This is a genomic window from Acuticoccus kalidii (genome assembly GCF_021556395.1).
GTDB classification, from domain to species: Bacteria; Pseudomonadota; Alphaproteobacteria; order Rhizobiales; family Amorphaceae; genus Acuticoccus; species Acuticoccus kalidii.
Window position 1 is genome coordinate 83,987 of sequence record NZ_JAKGCS010000015.1, and the last position, 13,507, is coordinate 97,493.

A 13,507-nucleotide genomic window follows, 5' to 3' on the forward strand; every position below is an offset into this window, starting at 1 on the left:
CGCCGACCGTATGTCGTTGAGGGCTTACTGACCGACGGCCTGGAAGCGCTCGATCCATTCCTGCATGTCGGCCGGATACTCGTCCTTCAGCGGCTCCAGCTTGGCACGGAAGGCGTCCCGGTCAGGCTCGACGATGGTGACGCCGTTTTCCTTCAGGGTCTCTTCGTAACCGGGCAGCGCGGCCAGGATCTGTTCCGTGCCCCACTCCATGGCGGCCTTGCCTTCTTCGATCAGGATCTCTTGCACGTCTTCCGGCAGAGCGCGGAAGTTCGCGGAGTCGAAGATGAACGTATAATAAGGATTCACGTGATCGGTCATGATCACGTACGAAACCGCCTCATGATACTTGGAGCGCAGGTGCGCCTCGAGCGGGTTTTCCGCCGCGTCGATGATGCCCTGCTGCATCGCGGTGTAGACCTCGAGGCTCGGCATCGGCGTCGGGCTCGCGCCGAGCATGTCCCACGTCGCGCGGTAGGTCTGCTGGTTCGGCACGCGCATCTTGAGGCCGGCGAGGTCGTCGGGCGTTTTGATCTCGCGGCGGCTCGCCATTTCGCGCGGACCGCGATAGCCGGCGCCGATCAGCTTGAAGCCCGACCGCTCCTCGATCGCGTCATAGAATTCTTCGCCGACGCCGCCATCGGCGAAGAGCTGCCGGAAATGGTCGATGTCGCGCACGAGATAGGGATAGACGCCGAGGCCGGCGAGCGGATCGTAGCTGTCGAGCTGGCCGACCTCCTGGATCACGATGTCGACGGTGCCGAACTGCAGGGCCTCGATCGTCTCGCCCGCATTTCCGAGCGAACCGGAATAGGACATGTCGATCTCGACCTCGCCATTCGTGCGCTCCGCGACACGCTCGGCATACCGATCGCCGACCTTCGACCAGAGATTATCCGGCGGGGCGATCGTGGCGGCCTGAAGGCGGATGTCCTGGGCGAGCGCCGGCGCTGCGACGACGGCCGGGAGCATCGCGCCGAGAGCGGCGACGACGGGTAGGGATACACGCATGGAGGTTCCTCCTTGTGGGCAATTCGGTCTTGCATTGCCCGGTTTGTTATACGCTAACATAGGCGGACGCGGGGCGCCCCTGTCAAGCGCCGGCCGATCAAAGCCGGCCTCCCGGTGCCGTCCCGGACTGAGGAAATCCCAATGAAAGTAGGTTTGACGTGTTGAACGCATTGCGCATCGCGACGCTGAAAGGCGACGGAATCGGGGTCGACGTGACCGACGCCACGATCGCCGTGCTCGGCGCCGTCGAGCAGCGGATCGGCGGCTATCGGCTCGAGTTCGAGGCGTTCGCGGCGGGGGCGAATTATTATCGCGAAACCGGGCGTGACATTTCGCCTGAGGCCGACAAAGCGGTCGACGAGCTGGACGCGATCTTTCTCGGCGCGATCGGTCTTCCCGATGTGCGTCACCCGGACGGAACGGAGATCACCCCGCATCTGCGGCTGCGGGAGCGCTTCGGCCTTTATGCCGGCGTCCGTCCGGTCAAGGCCTATCCGAACACGCCCTGCCGCCTCGCCGATCCGCGGGCCGCGGCGATCGATCTCGTCGTTCTGAGGGAATCGACCGAGGGCCTCTTCTACTCGGCCGCGACCCATGGCCGGCCGGGCGTCGCCGACGATAACGCCGTCGAGGACGTCCTGCGGATCACACGTGCGACGACCGAGCGGCTCGCCGACTTTGCCTTCGCCCTCGCGGCACGCCGCAAGGAGCGCGGCGGCAAAGGGCGCGTCACCTGCGTCGACAAAGCGAACGTGTTCCGCTCCATGGCCTTCTTCCGCAAGGTTTGCGACGAACGGGCGGCGAAGCGTCCCGATATCGAATACGGCCACAGTTATATCGACGCCCTCGCGCTCGACATGGTCCGCAAGCCCTGGGAGTTCGACGTCCTCGTGATGGAGAACATGTTCGGCGACATCATCTCCGATCTCGGCGGCGGCCTCGTCGGCGGCATGGGGATGGCCGCCTGCGCCGAGATCGGCGACGCGCACGGCCTCTTCCAGCCCGCCCACGGCTCCGCGCCCGACATCATCGGGACGGACCGCGCCAATCCGATGGCGGCCATCCTCTCCGGCGGGCTGATGCTCGATTATCTCGCCGAGAAGACCGGATCCACCGCCCTCACCGACGCCGCCACCCTGCTCGACAAGGCGATCGATACCGGCTTCGCGCAAAACCGCCTGCGGCCGATGGAGTTCGGCGGCGACATGGGAACGAAGGCGATGACGGCCGAGCTCGTCGGCCTCGTCGGCGAGGTCGCCGCCTGACGGGTCAGGCGCTGTCGCGCGCCACGAGCTCGTAACCGAGATCGACGATCCGGGCGGTCGGCTCACCGGCGAGACGGGCGAGGATCTGCTCGCCCGCCCGCCGGCCGATCTCGTAGCGCGGCACGCGGATCGTCGTGATCCCGGGCACACTCTCGGCCGCCATGCTCTGATCGTTGAAACCGGCGACGGCGAGGTCGCGCGGCACCTCGATCCCGCGGCGCGTCGCCTCGGCGATCATCCCATAGGCCCACAGGTCCGAGGTGCAGAAGACAGCGTCGGGCGGCTCGGCGAGGGCGAGGAAGACGCCGAGCGCCTCGCGCCCCTCCTCGATCGAGAACGGCGCGTGGCGCACCAGCGCCGGGTCGAAGGCGACGCCCGCCTCTGCGAGCGCCTCGCGATAGCCGGCGAGACGCTCGGCGGCACGGTCATTGCGCTCCGGCGGCACACAGACGAAGCCGATCCGGCGATGGCCGCTCGCAAGGAGGCGTCGCGTCATCTCCCGCGAGGCCGCGCGGTTGGAATAGCCGACCGCCATGTCGATCGGCTCGGCCGGCAACGTTCCCATCTCCACCACCGGCACGCGCGCCTTCGACAGGAGCCGCCGGGTCGCCGCGGTGTGGTTCGCGCCCTGGAGGATCACCCCGGCCGGCCGGTGACCGAGAAGGGTGCGAACGATGCTCTCCTCCCGCTCCGCCGCGCCCTGACTGTTGCCGAGAAGGACGCAGAAATGCGCCTCTTCCAGGATGTCCGCCGCGCCCTGGAGCGCATCGGCGAAGACGCCATGGGTGATGTAGGGGACGATCACCGAGATGATTCGCGTCCGCGTCGAGGCGAGCGATCCGGCGACGAGGTTGGGCACATAGCCGAGCTCGTTGATCGCCCGGTCGACGGCCTCGCGCGTCTTCGCGGTGACCTTGTCCGGGTGATGAAGCGCCCGTGAGACGGTGATCGAGGAGACGCCGGCATGGCGCGCGACCTCGGCCATGCTGACCTGAGCCGCGGCCGTGCGCTGCCGCGACTTTCCCTCTTGTGTCGTCTTCGCCATCGTTTCGATCGGCCCGGTCAACCTGTCCGCCTCTATTTCACCGTATTCGGCCGCGGGGCAAAATCCCCTGGCGCCGCGTGCGTGGACAACATCCGATCGGCCTCGCCGCGCGCCGATGCCGTCGCGCGGGCCTCAGCGCCGCGCGGCGATCGCGAGGCCCGCGGCGACGCCGGACGACCACGCCCACTGAAAATTGTATCCGCCGAGCCATCCCGTCACGTCCACCGCCTCGCCGATGGCATAGAGGCCCGGCACGGCCTTCGCCTCCATCGTCTTCGAGGAAAGCGCCGCCGTGTCGATGCCGCCGGCCGTCACCTCGGCCTTGGCGAAGCCCTCGGTGCCGGTCGGCCGGAAGGTGAGACGCTCGAGCGTTTCGGCCGCCGCGTCGAGCGCGGCGTCGGCGATGGTCCCGATCGGCGCAGTGAGGCCGATCCGCGTGGCGAGGGCCTCGGCGAGCCGCTTGGGCAGATGCTCGGCCAAGACCGCCTTGAGATGGGCGCGCGGCGTTTGGCGCTTTGCGTCCCGAAGCCGGTCCGCGGCCTCCGGCAGGACGGTGAGCGCCACGGTTTCGCCCGGCGACCAGTAGGAAGAGATCTGCAAGATCGCGGGACCGGAGAGCCCCTTGTGGGTGAAGAGCGCCGCCTCGTCGAAGGCGATCCGCCCGACACGCGCGGTCACGGGACAGGCGACGCCGGACAGTTCGCGAAACATCGCCTCGTCGCGCCCGAGCGTCAGCGGCACCAGCGCCGGCCGCGGCGGGACGACCGGAAGGCCGAACTGGTCGGCGATCTCATAGGCGCGCCCCGTCGCGCCCATCTTGGGGATCGAGGGCCCGCCGGTCGCGATCACGAGCTGCGGCGCGCTGGCCCCTGCGACCCGGAAGCGCCCGTGCGCGTGGCCGATCTCGCCGATCGTCGTCGCGAGGCGGAGCGTGACGCCGCCCGCCCGACATTCGTCGAGAAGCATCGTAACGATCTCGCGCGCCGACCTGTCGCAAAACAGTTGCCCAAGCGTCTTCTCGTGCCAGGCGATCCCGTGGCGCTCGACGAGATCGAGGAAATCCCACTGAGTGTACCGGCTGAGCGCCGACTTCGCGAAGTGCGGGTTTTGGGACAGGAAGCAGCCGGGTGCGATGCCCATATTGGTGAAATTGCACCGACCGCCGCCGGAGATGAGGATCTTCTTTCCCGGCGTCTCGGCGTGATCGAGAACGAGGATCCGCGCGCCCGCCCGCCCCGCCGTCGCCGCCGCCATGAGGCCTGCGCCGCCCGCGCCGAGAATGATCGCGTCGTATTCCATGCGGGCCTTTCGGATGAGGCGAGCGGCCGGGCCTCGTGCCCGCCGATCCACCGTGCATGACGTTGCTGCGGACGCCGCCGCGCGGCGCATTCGCGGGGCTTCTCATATCAGGCGACGGGCCGAGAACCAGAGGATGCGAACCGATCGACGGTCGAAAATTTCCCATCAACGTATAAAGATACGCTTATATCCCTTGACGAAACACGGTTTCCGCCGGATGATGCGGGCCATCGTGGTTTCCGCTCCTCCGGGGCGGGACGAAGAGGGAATCCGGTGCGCTCCGTCGGAGCCAGGCCGGAGCTGCCCCCGCAACTGTAGGCGGCGAGCCGACGTCCATTCGGTGTCACTGGGGCGATGTCCCGGGAAGGCCGGACGTTCGGCAACGACCCGCGAGCCAGGAGACCTGCCGCGATGGAAAACGTAGCTGGGCGGGGTGTCCCGGTGGTGCGCTTGCATGCTCCGCGCCGGTCGGCCGGCGCCTGCTCGCGACCGCTCGACCTTTGCCCCCGATCATGGGGTTCAAATGCCGATGTCTTCTCCGACCTTTCCCGTCGCGACACTCGGGATGCCGAGGATCGGCCCGCGGCGTGAATTGAAGTCGCTGCTCGAAGGCCATTGGGCCGGCACGCTGGACGCGGCCGCCCTCACCGCCGGCGCGCGGGAGCTTCGGGCCGCCAACTGGGCCCGCCAGAGCGCGCGCGGCGTCAGCCGAATCCCATCGAACGACTTCTCCCTTTATGATCACGTCCTCGACACCACCGTGATGGTGGGTGCCGTTCCCGCGCGCTATGGCTGGGACGGCGGCGAGGTCGACGCGGAGACCTATTTCGCGATGGCACGCGGGCGGCCGGCCAACGGCTCCGACAAGGGCGCGCCCGCGATGGACATGACGAAGTGGTTCGACACCAACTATCACGTCATCGTCCCCGAGCTCGCGCGGGGCATGTTCTTCACGCCGTCCTCGTCGAAGGCGGTCGCGGAATATCGGGAGGCGAAGGCGCGCGGGCATGAGACGCGGCCGGTCCTTCTCGGCCCGGTCACCTATCTCCTCCTCGCCAAGGCGAACGGGTTCGACCCGCTGTCGCTGTTGCCGGGCCTACTGCCGGTCTATCAAGAGGTGTTGCACGAGCTCACCGCCGCCGGCGCAAGCTGGGTCCAGATCGACGAGCCTTGCCTCGGCCTCGATCTCGACGAGCGGACGCAAGCGGCGCTGAAGACGTCGGTCACCGCCCTCGCCCAAGCAGCACCCTCGCTGAAGTTGATGCTGACCAGCTATTTCGGCGGTCTCGGCCACAACGAGGCGCTGGTGCTCGGCCTGCCGGTCGCCGGCCTGCACCTCGATCTCGTCCGCGCGCCTGGCCAGTTGCAGCTTCTGTCCGACGCACCGTCCGACCTCACCCTGTCGCTCGGCGTCGTCGACGGACGGAATGTCTGGCGGGCCGATCTCGTCGCGATTCTCGGACAGCTCGAGCCGCTGATCGGGCGGCGGTCGATCGAGCTCGCGCCGTCCTGCCCGCTCCTCCACGTGCCGCTCGACCTCGACCTCGAGACCGATCTCGACCCGGAAATCGCCCAATGGCTCGCCTTCGGGGCGCAGAAGATGGACGAGTTGACGACGCTCGCGACCGGCCTCGAAAAGGGGCGGACGGCGATCGCCGACGCGCTCGAGGCCTCCGAAGCGGCGATCCGCAGCCGGCGCCTCTCCTCGCGGGTCAACAACCCCGTCGTCCGCGCGCGCAGCAAGGACGTCGACGCCACGATGACGCGCCGCACGAGCCCCTTCGCCGAACGCCGCATGGCGCAGCGCGACGCCCTTTCCCTCCCCCAATATCCGACCACGACGATCGGCTCGTTTCCGCAGACCCGCAGCGTCCGCAAGGCCCGCGCCGCGCACGCCCACGGTATGCTCTCGGCCGAGGACTATGCTCGGTTCATCGCCGCCGAGACCGAGGTTGCCGTCCGCCGGCAGGAGGAAATCGGCCTCGACATGCTCGTCCATGGCGAGTTCGAGCGGAACGATATGGTGCAATATTTCGGCGAGCGCCTCGACGGCTATGCGTTCACCCGGTCCGGCTGGGTGCAGAGCTATGGCTCGCGCTGCGTGCGGCCGCCGATCCTCTTCGGCGACGTGGCGCGGCCGGCGCCAATGACCGTCAAGTGGTCGTCCTATGCGCAGAGCCTCACCGACCGGCCGATGAAGGGGATCCTCACCGGCCCGGTGACGATGCTGCAATGGTCGTTCGTGCGGGACGACCTTCCCCGGCCGGAGGTCTGCCGCCAGATCGCGCTCGCCATTCGCGACGAGGTGCAAGACCTCGAAGCGGCCGGCCTCGCCGCGATCCAGGTCGACGAGCCGGCTTTGCGGGAGGGGGTGCCGCTGCGCGAGGCGGACCGGGCAGCCTATCTCGCCTGGGCGGTCGAATGCTTCCGGCTCGCCACCGCCGGAGTGTCGGATGCCACGCAGATCCACACCCACATGTGCTACGCGGCCTTCAACGACATCATCGACACGATCGGCGCGATGGACGCCGACGTGATCGCGATCGAATCGTCCCGCTCACGAATGGAGCTTCTCGACGCCTTCCCCGCCACGCGCTACCCGAACGAGATCGGCCCCGGCGTCTACGACACCCATTCGCCGCGCGTGCCGAGCGTTCCCGAGATGGTGGCGCTGCTTCAACAGGCGAGCGAGCGGCTCGACCCGTCGCAAATCTGGGTCAACCCGGATTGCGGTCTCAAAACACGGGAATGGGACGAGGTGCGGCGGGCGCTATTGAATATGGTCGCCGCGGCGCGGCGGATGCGTGACGAAGGGCGTGTCATCGTCGCCGCCGAATAAATCGCACGCCGCCCACGCTCGGCAGCGGGGTCCGGGCACAAAAAAATCCGAGGCCGTCACAGCCTCGGATTTGTCGCGGCCGGGAAGGGACCGATTTGGCCCCACCCCGGCGATACGCAACGGAAAAGCGCTTATTGGACGCGCAGACCCGCGGCGCCGCGCGTGTCCTCGACCTTCTGCAGGCACTCTTCGTAGTTGCCCTGCTCACCGGCCTCACCCGCCTCGGCGAGCATCGTCGTCATCTCGTTGGCGCGATCGTCATTCGCCTGGAGCGCCGCATCGCTTTCCATGTCGGCCTGCGTCTGGGCGATTGCGGCTTCGCACTCTTCCTCGGTGGCCGCCATCGCAGGCACCGCGGCAAACATGGCGAGGATCGCAATGCTTGCGGACACACGTTTCATCATCAATTCGCTCCAAGTTATCGCCTCGTTCCCCCCTCGAGGCAGTAGGGTCGCATCCTGGCAACGCCGTGCACACAGAATCGATCCCGGTCCGCTTAAATTTAATCACCTTTTTTTCGCAAAATCGTACCAATGCCGGATCGATAGTCTGCGGTCTATTCAGAATTGCAGAGTATCGGCGACACGCGTCTCGACCAACCCGCTGGCGATATCGCGACGATCGCGGCCCGTCCGCACGGTGAATCGCGCTAGAGTTCGGTCAGTCCGATTTTGGTGATCGCGTCGGCAAGCTCCTGGCCGGACCGTTCACGCTGCGCGCAGTGGACCACCACCGCCTCCTCGGACCGACCGGCGAGGATCAGCGCCGTCACCTTCGAATGCGCCTCGGTCGACTTTCGCGGCTTGTCGCGCAGCCGCAAGGCGACGCGATGGGCGCGGCTCACGCGCTGCCAATGGTGAACGCCCTGCTCGCGCAGGATCGGATTTCCGGGGGCAGCGAGCAGCGCCTGGTGGAAGGCCTCGTCGGCCGACGACCAGGCGTCCATGTCATTCTCGACACTGGCGCGCATCCGGCGGCACGCTTCGTCCATCGCGGCGAGCTCTTCGGCTAGGGCGGGGCGCAGGCCCGTGAGGCGGATGGCATAGAGCTCGAGCGCCGTGATCACCTCGTAGATCGCGTGAAGGTCCGACAGTTTGATCGGCAGGACATGCACGCCGCGCCGGGGGGAGATCGCGACATAGCCCTCGTGCTGCAGGAGTTGCAGCGCCTCGCGCACCGGCGTGCGGCTGACGCCGAGCTCCGCCGCGATCTTCTGGTCGCTGATTGGCCGCCCCGCCTGGAGGTCGTTCGCGAGAATCGCCGACTTCAGCATCCGGTACGCGCGTTCAACTGCTGATGGCGGGCTATCCTCGGGGGCGGCCATTTCGTCTCCCTATGACGCGAGTTCAGGCGTTGACGTGCGCCAGTGGCTGCGGAACTTCAACCCCGAATAGTCGTCCCGTGTCGCCGAGTTCGGCGTGGACGGCGGCGGTGATCGCGACGCCCTCGCGGCGCTGCCGGATCTTCGCGAAATATTCGCGCTCACCGGGAAGGAAGATCTCGCTCGCGTCCGCCGCGAGCTTCACGCCCTTGATGTCCCGCGCGGCCTTCGCGATGTGGGCGTCATAGTCGCCGCGGTCCTGGAAGGCGGAAACCGGGAGAACGCCGAACAGGTGGCCGATATCCTGCGGCCGCTCGAAATCCTCGTACATGTGCGTGACTTCGGTGCCGAACGCGGCGCCGGAGAGCATCGAGGAGAGGAGACCGACGGTCATCGTCAGCGCGTAGCCCTTGGGACCGGCGATCGGCTGGACGAAGCCCTGGAGCGCGCGCACCGGATCGGTGGTCGGCACGCCGTCGGGACCGACGGCCCAGTCCTCGGGGATCGGCGTTCCGTCCTTCGCGGCGACGATGATCTTGCCGCGCGCCGCGACACTGCACGCCATGTCGAGGACGATCGGGAACTCGAACGGCGTCGGGAAGGCGACGGCGAACGGATTGTTGCCGAGCATCGCCTCCGCCCCGCCCCAGGGCGTCATGTGGTTGATGCCGCCGATCGTGTAGCTGAAGCCGATCGCCCCTTGCGCCGCCGCCATCTCCGCGAAATAGGCCGCCGCGCCATAATGGTTCGAGTTGTTCACCGCGACGAAGGCGCATTCCTCGCCGCCCGACATCTCGAGGGCGAGCTCCATCGCCCGCACGCCGACGACGTGGCCGATGCCATTGTCACCGTCGAGCACCGCCGTGGTGCGCGTCTTGCGCTGCACCTTCGGGGCGGCGACGGGGTTCATCGCGTTCTTTGTCAGCCGCTCGATATAGATCGGAAGCCGCACCACGCCGTGCGAGTAGACGCCGCGCAAGTCCGCTTCGACGAGGCTCGTGGCCGCAAGGCGGGCATCCGCCTCCGGGACGCCGGCCGCCCGATAGAGCGTCGTACAGAAATCCTCCAGAGCGGCGGTTTCCAAGACAACATGTCTTTCGTCGCTGGCCATCGCTTGCCTCCCATGCATATTGATTGACAATCAGATATTTCAGATCGCATACAAGACGCAACAACAGAAATACGCGTCCATGAATTCGGGTGCGCGACGTCGGGAGGAGTGGAATGTCGGCAGCGGCAAATGCCCATCCGTGGCCTATTCGTTGGCTGATCACAGCAACGGCGGCATTGGCGGCGCTGAGTCTCGCGATCGCGATCGGATGTCTCGCCACGCAGGTCGTCGCCCGTTACGGCCTCGGCGCGGCGCTCACCTGGCCCGAGGAGCTCGCCAAGCTCTGCTTCGTCTGGGCGACCTTTCTCGGCGCTGCAGCCGGCGCCGGTCAGCGGGCCCACATCGCCGTCGACATCTTCGTCAACAAGTTCCCCGAACGGCTCCAGGTCGCCTCGCGGGCGATTGTATCGGTCGCCATCGTGGCGCTGCTCGTCATCCTGACGCGGCACGGCATTTCGCTCGTCCTCCTCGGGATGAACTCGCGCCTTCCCGCGATCGACGTGCCGCTCGGCATTCTGTTTCTCGGCGGTACGGTCTCGGTCGGCCTGATGGCGATCATCTATGCGAGCGAGGCGGTCAGCGCCGTCCGCCACCTCATTTCCGGCACGCCCGAAGAGGTGTCGGACGACCCTCTCGATCCGGCCAAAGCGATCGGCTGACCCGATATGACCGCATTCCTCGCCCTCGGCGGCATCTTCGGCTTCGCCATTATCGGCGTTCCCGTCGCTTTCATCCTTCTCGGCGTCGCGAGCGGGATGATCTGGTCCCTCAATCTGCCCCTCAAATCGGCCATGCAGCACATGGTGGCCGGCGTCGACAGCTTCATCCTGATCGCCGTGCCCTGCTTCGTGCTCGCCGCGAAGCTGATGAATGCCGGCCGCATCACCGACCGCATCTTCGACCTCGCCGGCGCGTTCGTGCGCCACATCAAAGGCGGGCTCGCCCACGTCAACATCCTCGCGAGCCTGATCTTTTCGGGCATGTCGGGCTCCGCGGTCGCCGACGCGGCCGGTCTCGGCGAGATCGAGGTGCGGGCGATGCGCAAAGCCGGGTTCGACGCGCCCTTCGCGGCCGCCGTCACCGCGGCATCCTCGGTCATCGGGCCGATCTTTCCGCCGAGCGTGCCGTTCGTGATCTATGCGGGCCTCGCCTCGGTGTCGGTCGCGAAGCTCTTCCTCGCCGGGGCGATCCCCGCCATCCTGATGGCGCTGATGCTCGGCATCGCGGCGTGGGTGATCTCCGTCCGGCGCGACTATCCGACCGAGCGTCGGGCCCGGCTCGGCGAGCTCGGGCGGGCCTTCGTGCGCGCCCTCTTCCCGCTGCTCTCGCCGATCTTCGTCGTCGGCGCGATCGTCTTCGGCATCACGACGCCGACCGAGGCCGCGGTGATCGCGGTGATCTACAGCCTCATTCTGGGCTTCGCCTACCGCACGATCCGTCTCAAGGATCTGCCGCGCATCCTCACCGAGACGGCGGTGGAATCGGGCGTCCTCCTCTTCATCGTCGCGACCGTCGCGGTGTTCTCCTGGACGATCACGTTCGAGCGCATTCCGCAGCAGGTGATCGAGTTCGTCTTCTCCTTCTCGTCGTCGAAGGAGATCGTGATGCTCCTCGTTGTCGCGGTGATGCTGCTCCTCGGCATGTTCATGAATCCGACGCCGGGCCTTCTCATCGCGACGCCCTTCCTGCTGCCGCTCGCCAGCGTCATCGGGGTCGACCCGATCCAGCTCGGCGTCGTCATGGTGTTGACGCTCGCGATCGGCCTCGTGACGCCGCCAATCGGGATCTGCCTCTTCATCGTGTGCCGGGTCGCCCGGGTCGATGTCGGGGCGGTGGTGCGCGAGACGATCCCCTTCGTGATCGCGCTGGCGCTGGTCGCCGTCCTCGTCGCGATGGTGCCCGCGCTCACTTTGTGGCTGCCCAACCTGATGTTCAGCCGCTGAGGCCTAGAGCGCCGCGTCCGCTCTGGCCGACCGAACGCGTCCGCCTCGGATCCCGGATCCGGGGCGGCCCCCACAAAAACGAACTTGGAGGAGACCTATGAAGCTTCCCATCGCGCTCACCGCGTTGCTCGCGACGACCGCCGTCGCCGCGGCGCAGGACTACACGGTGCGCCTCGGCCATGCGCAATCGACGACCGACGTGTTCCATATCGGCGCCCAGACCTTCAAGGAGGAGCTGGAGGCGGCGACCGACGGCCAGGTCGAGGTGATCATCTATCCCTCGAGCCAGCTCGGGAATATCCGCGACATGATCGAGGGCCTGCGGATCGGCACGGTCCAGGTCGTTCTCGACGCGCCGAGCCGCCTTGCCACTTACACGCCGCTCGGCGACCTCTTCAAAGTGCCCTACCTCTTCGACGCGCGCGAGGACGGCGAGGCGATGTGGAACTCCCCCGGCGGCGCCGAGGTGATCGACACCATCGCCGGAGCCTCCGGCATCCGCGTGATCGGCGTCGCCTGGCGCGGAGCCCGGCACATCACGTCGAACCGCGAGATCAACACGCCCGAGGACCTGCAGGGCCTCAAGATCCGCGTCCCGCCGACCGATCTGCCGGTCGCGATGTTCGAGCATCTCGGCGCGAGCCCGACCCCGATGGACTTCAACGAGGTCTATCTCGCGCTCCAGCAGGGCATCATCGACGCGCAGGAAAACCCGCTCACGACCAACTGGACGAACAATTTCCAGGAGGTGACGGAGTATCTCGTCCTCACCGGGCACGTGAAGGATTTCGCCGGCTTCATGACCGGCGAGGACTGGTTCCAGAGCCTGCCCGAGGATATCCAGCAGGCGACGCTCGACGCCGCGCTCGCCGCCTCGAAGGTGATCGGCGACTATGTGATCGCCGAAGAGGACAATTTCGTCGAGAAATTCCGCGAGGCCGGCCTCACCGTGATCGAGCCCGACCAGGAGGCCTTCAAGGCGAAGTTCGACGGCTTCATGGAAGAGTTCAACCCGGAGCTCGCCAAGCAGGTCGAGACGCTGAAATCCAGCGTCACTCAGGACTGATCTTCGGCCGAACGGCCCCCGGATCGGGCGACGTCGCCCGATCCGACTTGCGCAGCCGCCACCCGTCACATACCGGGTGAGTGCACGTTTTCCTCGGCGCAAGGACCATTTTCATGGCACGTCAGCTCATCTCGACCGGATCCGCGATGGAGAAGCAAGCCGGCTACTCCCGCGCCGTCGTATGCGGCGACTTCGCCCATGTCGCCGGCACCACGGGCTACGACTATGCGACGATGCACATGCCCGAAGACGTCGCCGAGCAGACGCGCAACTGCTTGAAGACCATCAAAGCCGCGCTCGAAGAAGGCGGCTACTCCATGGCGATGGTCGTCCGCGCGACTTATTACGTCACCGACCGGGACGACATTCCGGTGATTTTCCCGATCCTCGGCGAGGCCTTCGGCGAAATTAGGCCTGCCGCGACGATGATCGTGTGCGAGCTCATCGATCCCGCGATGAAGATCGAGATCGAGGTGACGGCACAACGCTGAACGCCACATAGCCTCCCGATCTCGCCGCTGTGCGCGCGAGGGAGAGATGGCATAAAGGCGGCACGGGGCGCTGAACCCTCCGGCGGGGCCGCCCGCCCGAAGGCGAGCGGCTTCGGCTT

At 67.0% G+C, this 13,507-nt stretch carries 12 protein-coding genes and 1 riboswitch; of the genes, 6 read left to right on the forward strand and 6 right to left on the reverse strand.

The genetic code is table 11. The features are described 5' to 3' along the window. Positions 1-24 precede the first annotated feature (24 nt). Positions 25-1,008 (reverse strand): TRAP transporter substrate-binding protein, encoded by a 984-nt coding sequence (locus L1787_RS08415; RefSeq protein WP_235708288.1) that lies wholly within the window; start codon positions 1,006-1,008, stop codon positions 25-27. A gap of 158 nt (positions 1,009-1,166) precedes the next feature. On the opposite strand from L1787_RS08415, the gene L1787_RS08420 reads away from it, so the two are divergent. Beyond that, positions 1,167-2,273 (forward strand): isocitrate/isopropylmalate dehydrogenase family protein, encoded by a 1,107-nt coding sequence (locus tag L1787_RS08420; RefSeq protein ID WP_235708290.1) that lies wholly within the window; start codon positions 1,167-1,169, stop codon positions 2,271-2,273. Positions 2,274-2,277: 4 nt separating this feature from the next. Here L1787_RS08420 and L1787_RS08425 read toward each other — a convergent pair whose 3' ends face one another. After that, positions 2,278-3,318 (reverse strand): LacI family DNA-binding transcriptional regulator, encoded by a 1,041-nt coding sequence (locus L1787_RS08425; protein WP_235708293.1) that lies wholly within the window; start codon positions 3,316-3,318, stop codon positions 2,278-2,280. Positions 3,319-3,450: 132 nt separating this feature from the next. Continuing rightward, the gene (locus L1787_RS08430; protein ID WP_235708295.1) at positions 3,451-4,617 is read right to left on the reverse strand and encodes a BaiN/RdsA family NAD(P)/FAD-dependent oxidoreductase; all 1,167 of its coding nucleotides are present in this window, start codon (positions 4,615-4,617) and stop codon (positions 3,451-3,453) included. Between the two features lie 216 nt (positions 4,618-4,833). Beyond that, positions 4,834-5,042, forward strand: a riboswitch (cobalamin riboswitch). A gap of 104 nt (positions 5,043-5,146) precedes the next feature. Here L1787_RS08430 and metE point away from each other — a divergent pair. Continuing rightward, a complete protein-coding gene (gene metE, locus L1787_RS08435; RefSeq protein ID WP_235708709.1) occupies positions 5,147-7,456 on the forward strand; it encodes a 5-methyltetrahydropteroyltriglutamate--homocysteine S-methyltransferase in 2,310 nt (769 codons plus the stop codon). A gap of 131 nt (positions 7,457-7,587) precedes the next feature. Here the strand turns inward: metE and L1787_RS08440 are convergent, their stop codons facing one another. The 3 genes from L1787_RS08440 to L1787_RS08450 all read right to left on the reverse strand — a co-directional run bounded on the left by L1787_RS08440 (position 7,588) and on the right by L1787_RS08450 (position 9,861). Next, positions 7,588-7,860: a hypothetical protein gene (locus L1787_RS08440; protein ID WP_235708297.1), complete on the reverse strand. Its 273-nt coding sequence runs from the start codon at positions 7,858-7,860 to the stop codon at positions 7,588-7,590. Between the two features lie 245 nt (positions 7,861-8,105). Further along, on the reverse strand, positions 8,106-8,780 hold the full coding sequence (locus tag L1787_RS08445) for a GntR family transcriptional regulator (protein WP_235708298.1): 675 nt from the start codon (positions 8,778-8,780) through the stop codon (positions 8,106-8,108). A 22-nt stretch (positions 8,781-8,802) separates the two neighbouring features. Continuing rightward, positions 8,803-9,861: an Ldh family oxidoreductase gene (locus L1787_RS08450; RefSeq protein ID WP_235708302.1), complete on the reverse strand. Its 1,059-nt coding sequence runs from the start codon at positions 9,859-9,861 to the stop codon at positions 8,803-8,805. A 140-nt stretch (positions 9,862-10,001) separates the two neighbouring features. Here L1787_RS08450 and L1787_RS08455 point away from each other — a divergent pair, with 140 nt between their 5' ends. The 4 genes from L1787_RS08455 to L1787_RS08470 all read left to right on the forward strand — a co-directional run bounded on the left by L1787_RS08455 (position 10,002) and on the right by L1787_RS08470 (position 13,388). Continuing rightward, on the forward strand, positions 10,002-10,547 hold the full coding sequence (locus L1787_RS08455) for a TRAP transporter small permease (protein WP_235708303.1): 546 nt from the start codon (positions 10,002-10,004) through the stop codon (positions 10,545-10,547). A 6-nt stretch (positions 10,548-10,553) separates the two neighbouring features. Then, a complete protein-coding gene (locus L1787_RS08460; RefSeq protein ID WP_235708304.1) occupies positions 10,554-11,831 on the forward strand; it encodes a TRAP transporter large permease in 1,278 nt (425 codons plus the stop codon). 97 nt (positions 11,832-11,928) lie between these two features. Continuing rightward, entirely contained in the window at positions 11,929-12,897 is a 969-nt protein-coding gene (locus L1787_RS08465; RefSeq protein WP_235708305.1) for a TRAP transporter substrate-binding protein, read from the forward strand. Between the two features lie 113 nt (positions 12,898-13,010). After that, positions 13,011-13,388, forward strand: coding sequence for a RidA family protein (locus L1787_RS08470; protein WP_235708306.1), 378 nt, complete (start codon positions 13,011-13,013; stop codon positions 13,386-13,388). Positions 13,389-13,507 lie beyond the last annotated feature (119 nt).

Bases quoted from the DNA above. Each gene is read 5' to 3' on its own strand.
- L1787_RS08415 (WP_235708288.1), bottom strand. From the start codon at position 1,008: ATGCGTGTATCCCTACCCGTCGTCGCCGCTCTCGGCGCGATGCTCCCG.
- L1787_RS08425 (WP_235708293.1), bottom strand. From the start codon at position 3,318: ATGGCGAAGACGACACAAGAGGGAAAGTCGCGGCAGCGCACGGCCGCG.
- L1787_RS08430 (WP_235708295.1), bottom strand. From the start codon at position 4,617: ATGGAATACGACGCGATCATTCTCGGCGCGGGCGGCGCAGGCCTCATG.
- metE (WP_235708709.1), top strand. From the start codon at position 5,147: ATGTCTTCTCCGACCTTTCCCGTCGCGACACTCGGGATGCCGAGGATC.
- L1787_RS08440 (WP_235708297.1), bottom strand. From the start codon at position 7,860: ATGATGAAACGTGTGTCCGCAAGCATTGCGATCCTCGCCATGTTTGCC.
- L1787_RS08445 (WP_235708298.1), bottom strand. From the start codon at position 8,780: ATGGCCGCCCCCGAGGATAGCCCGCCATCAGCAGTTGAACGCGCGTAC.
- L1787_RS08455 (WP_235708303.1), top strand. From the start codon at position 10,002: ATGTCGGCAGCGGCAAATGCCCATCCGTGGCCTATTCGTTGGCTGATC.
- L1787_RS08460 (WP_235708304.1), top strand. From the start codon at position 10,554: ATGACCGCATTCCTCGCCCTCGGCGGCATCTTCGGCTTCGCCATTATC.
- L1787_RS08465 (WP_235708305.1), top strand. From the start codon at position 11,929: ATGAAGCTTCCCATCGCGCTCACCGCGTTGCTCGCGACGACCGCCGTC.
- L1787_RS08470 (WP_235708306.1), top strand. From the start codon at position 13,011: ATGGCACGTCAGCTCATCTCGACCGGATCCGCGATGGAGAAGCAAGCC.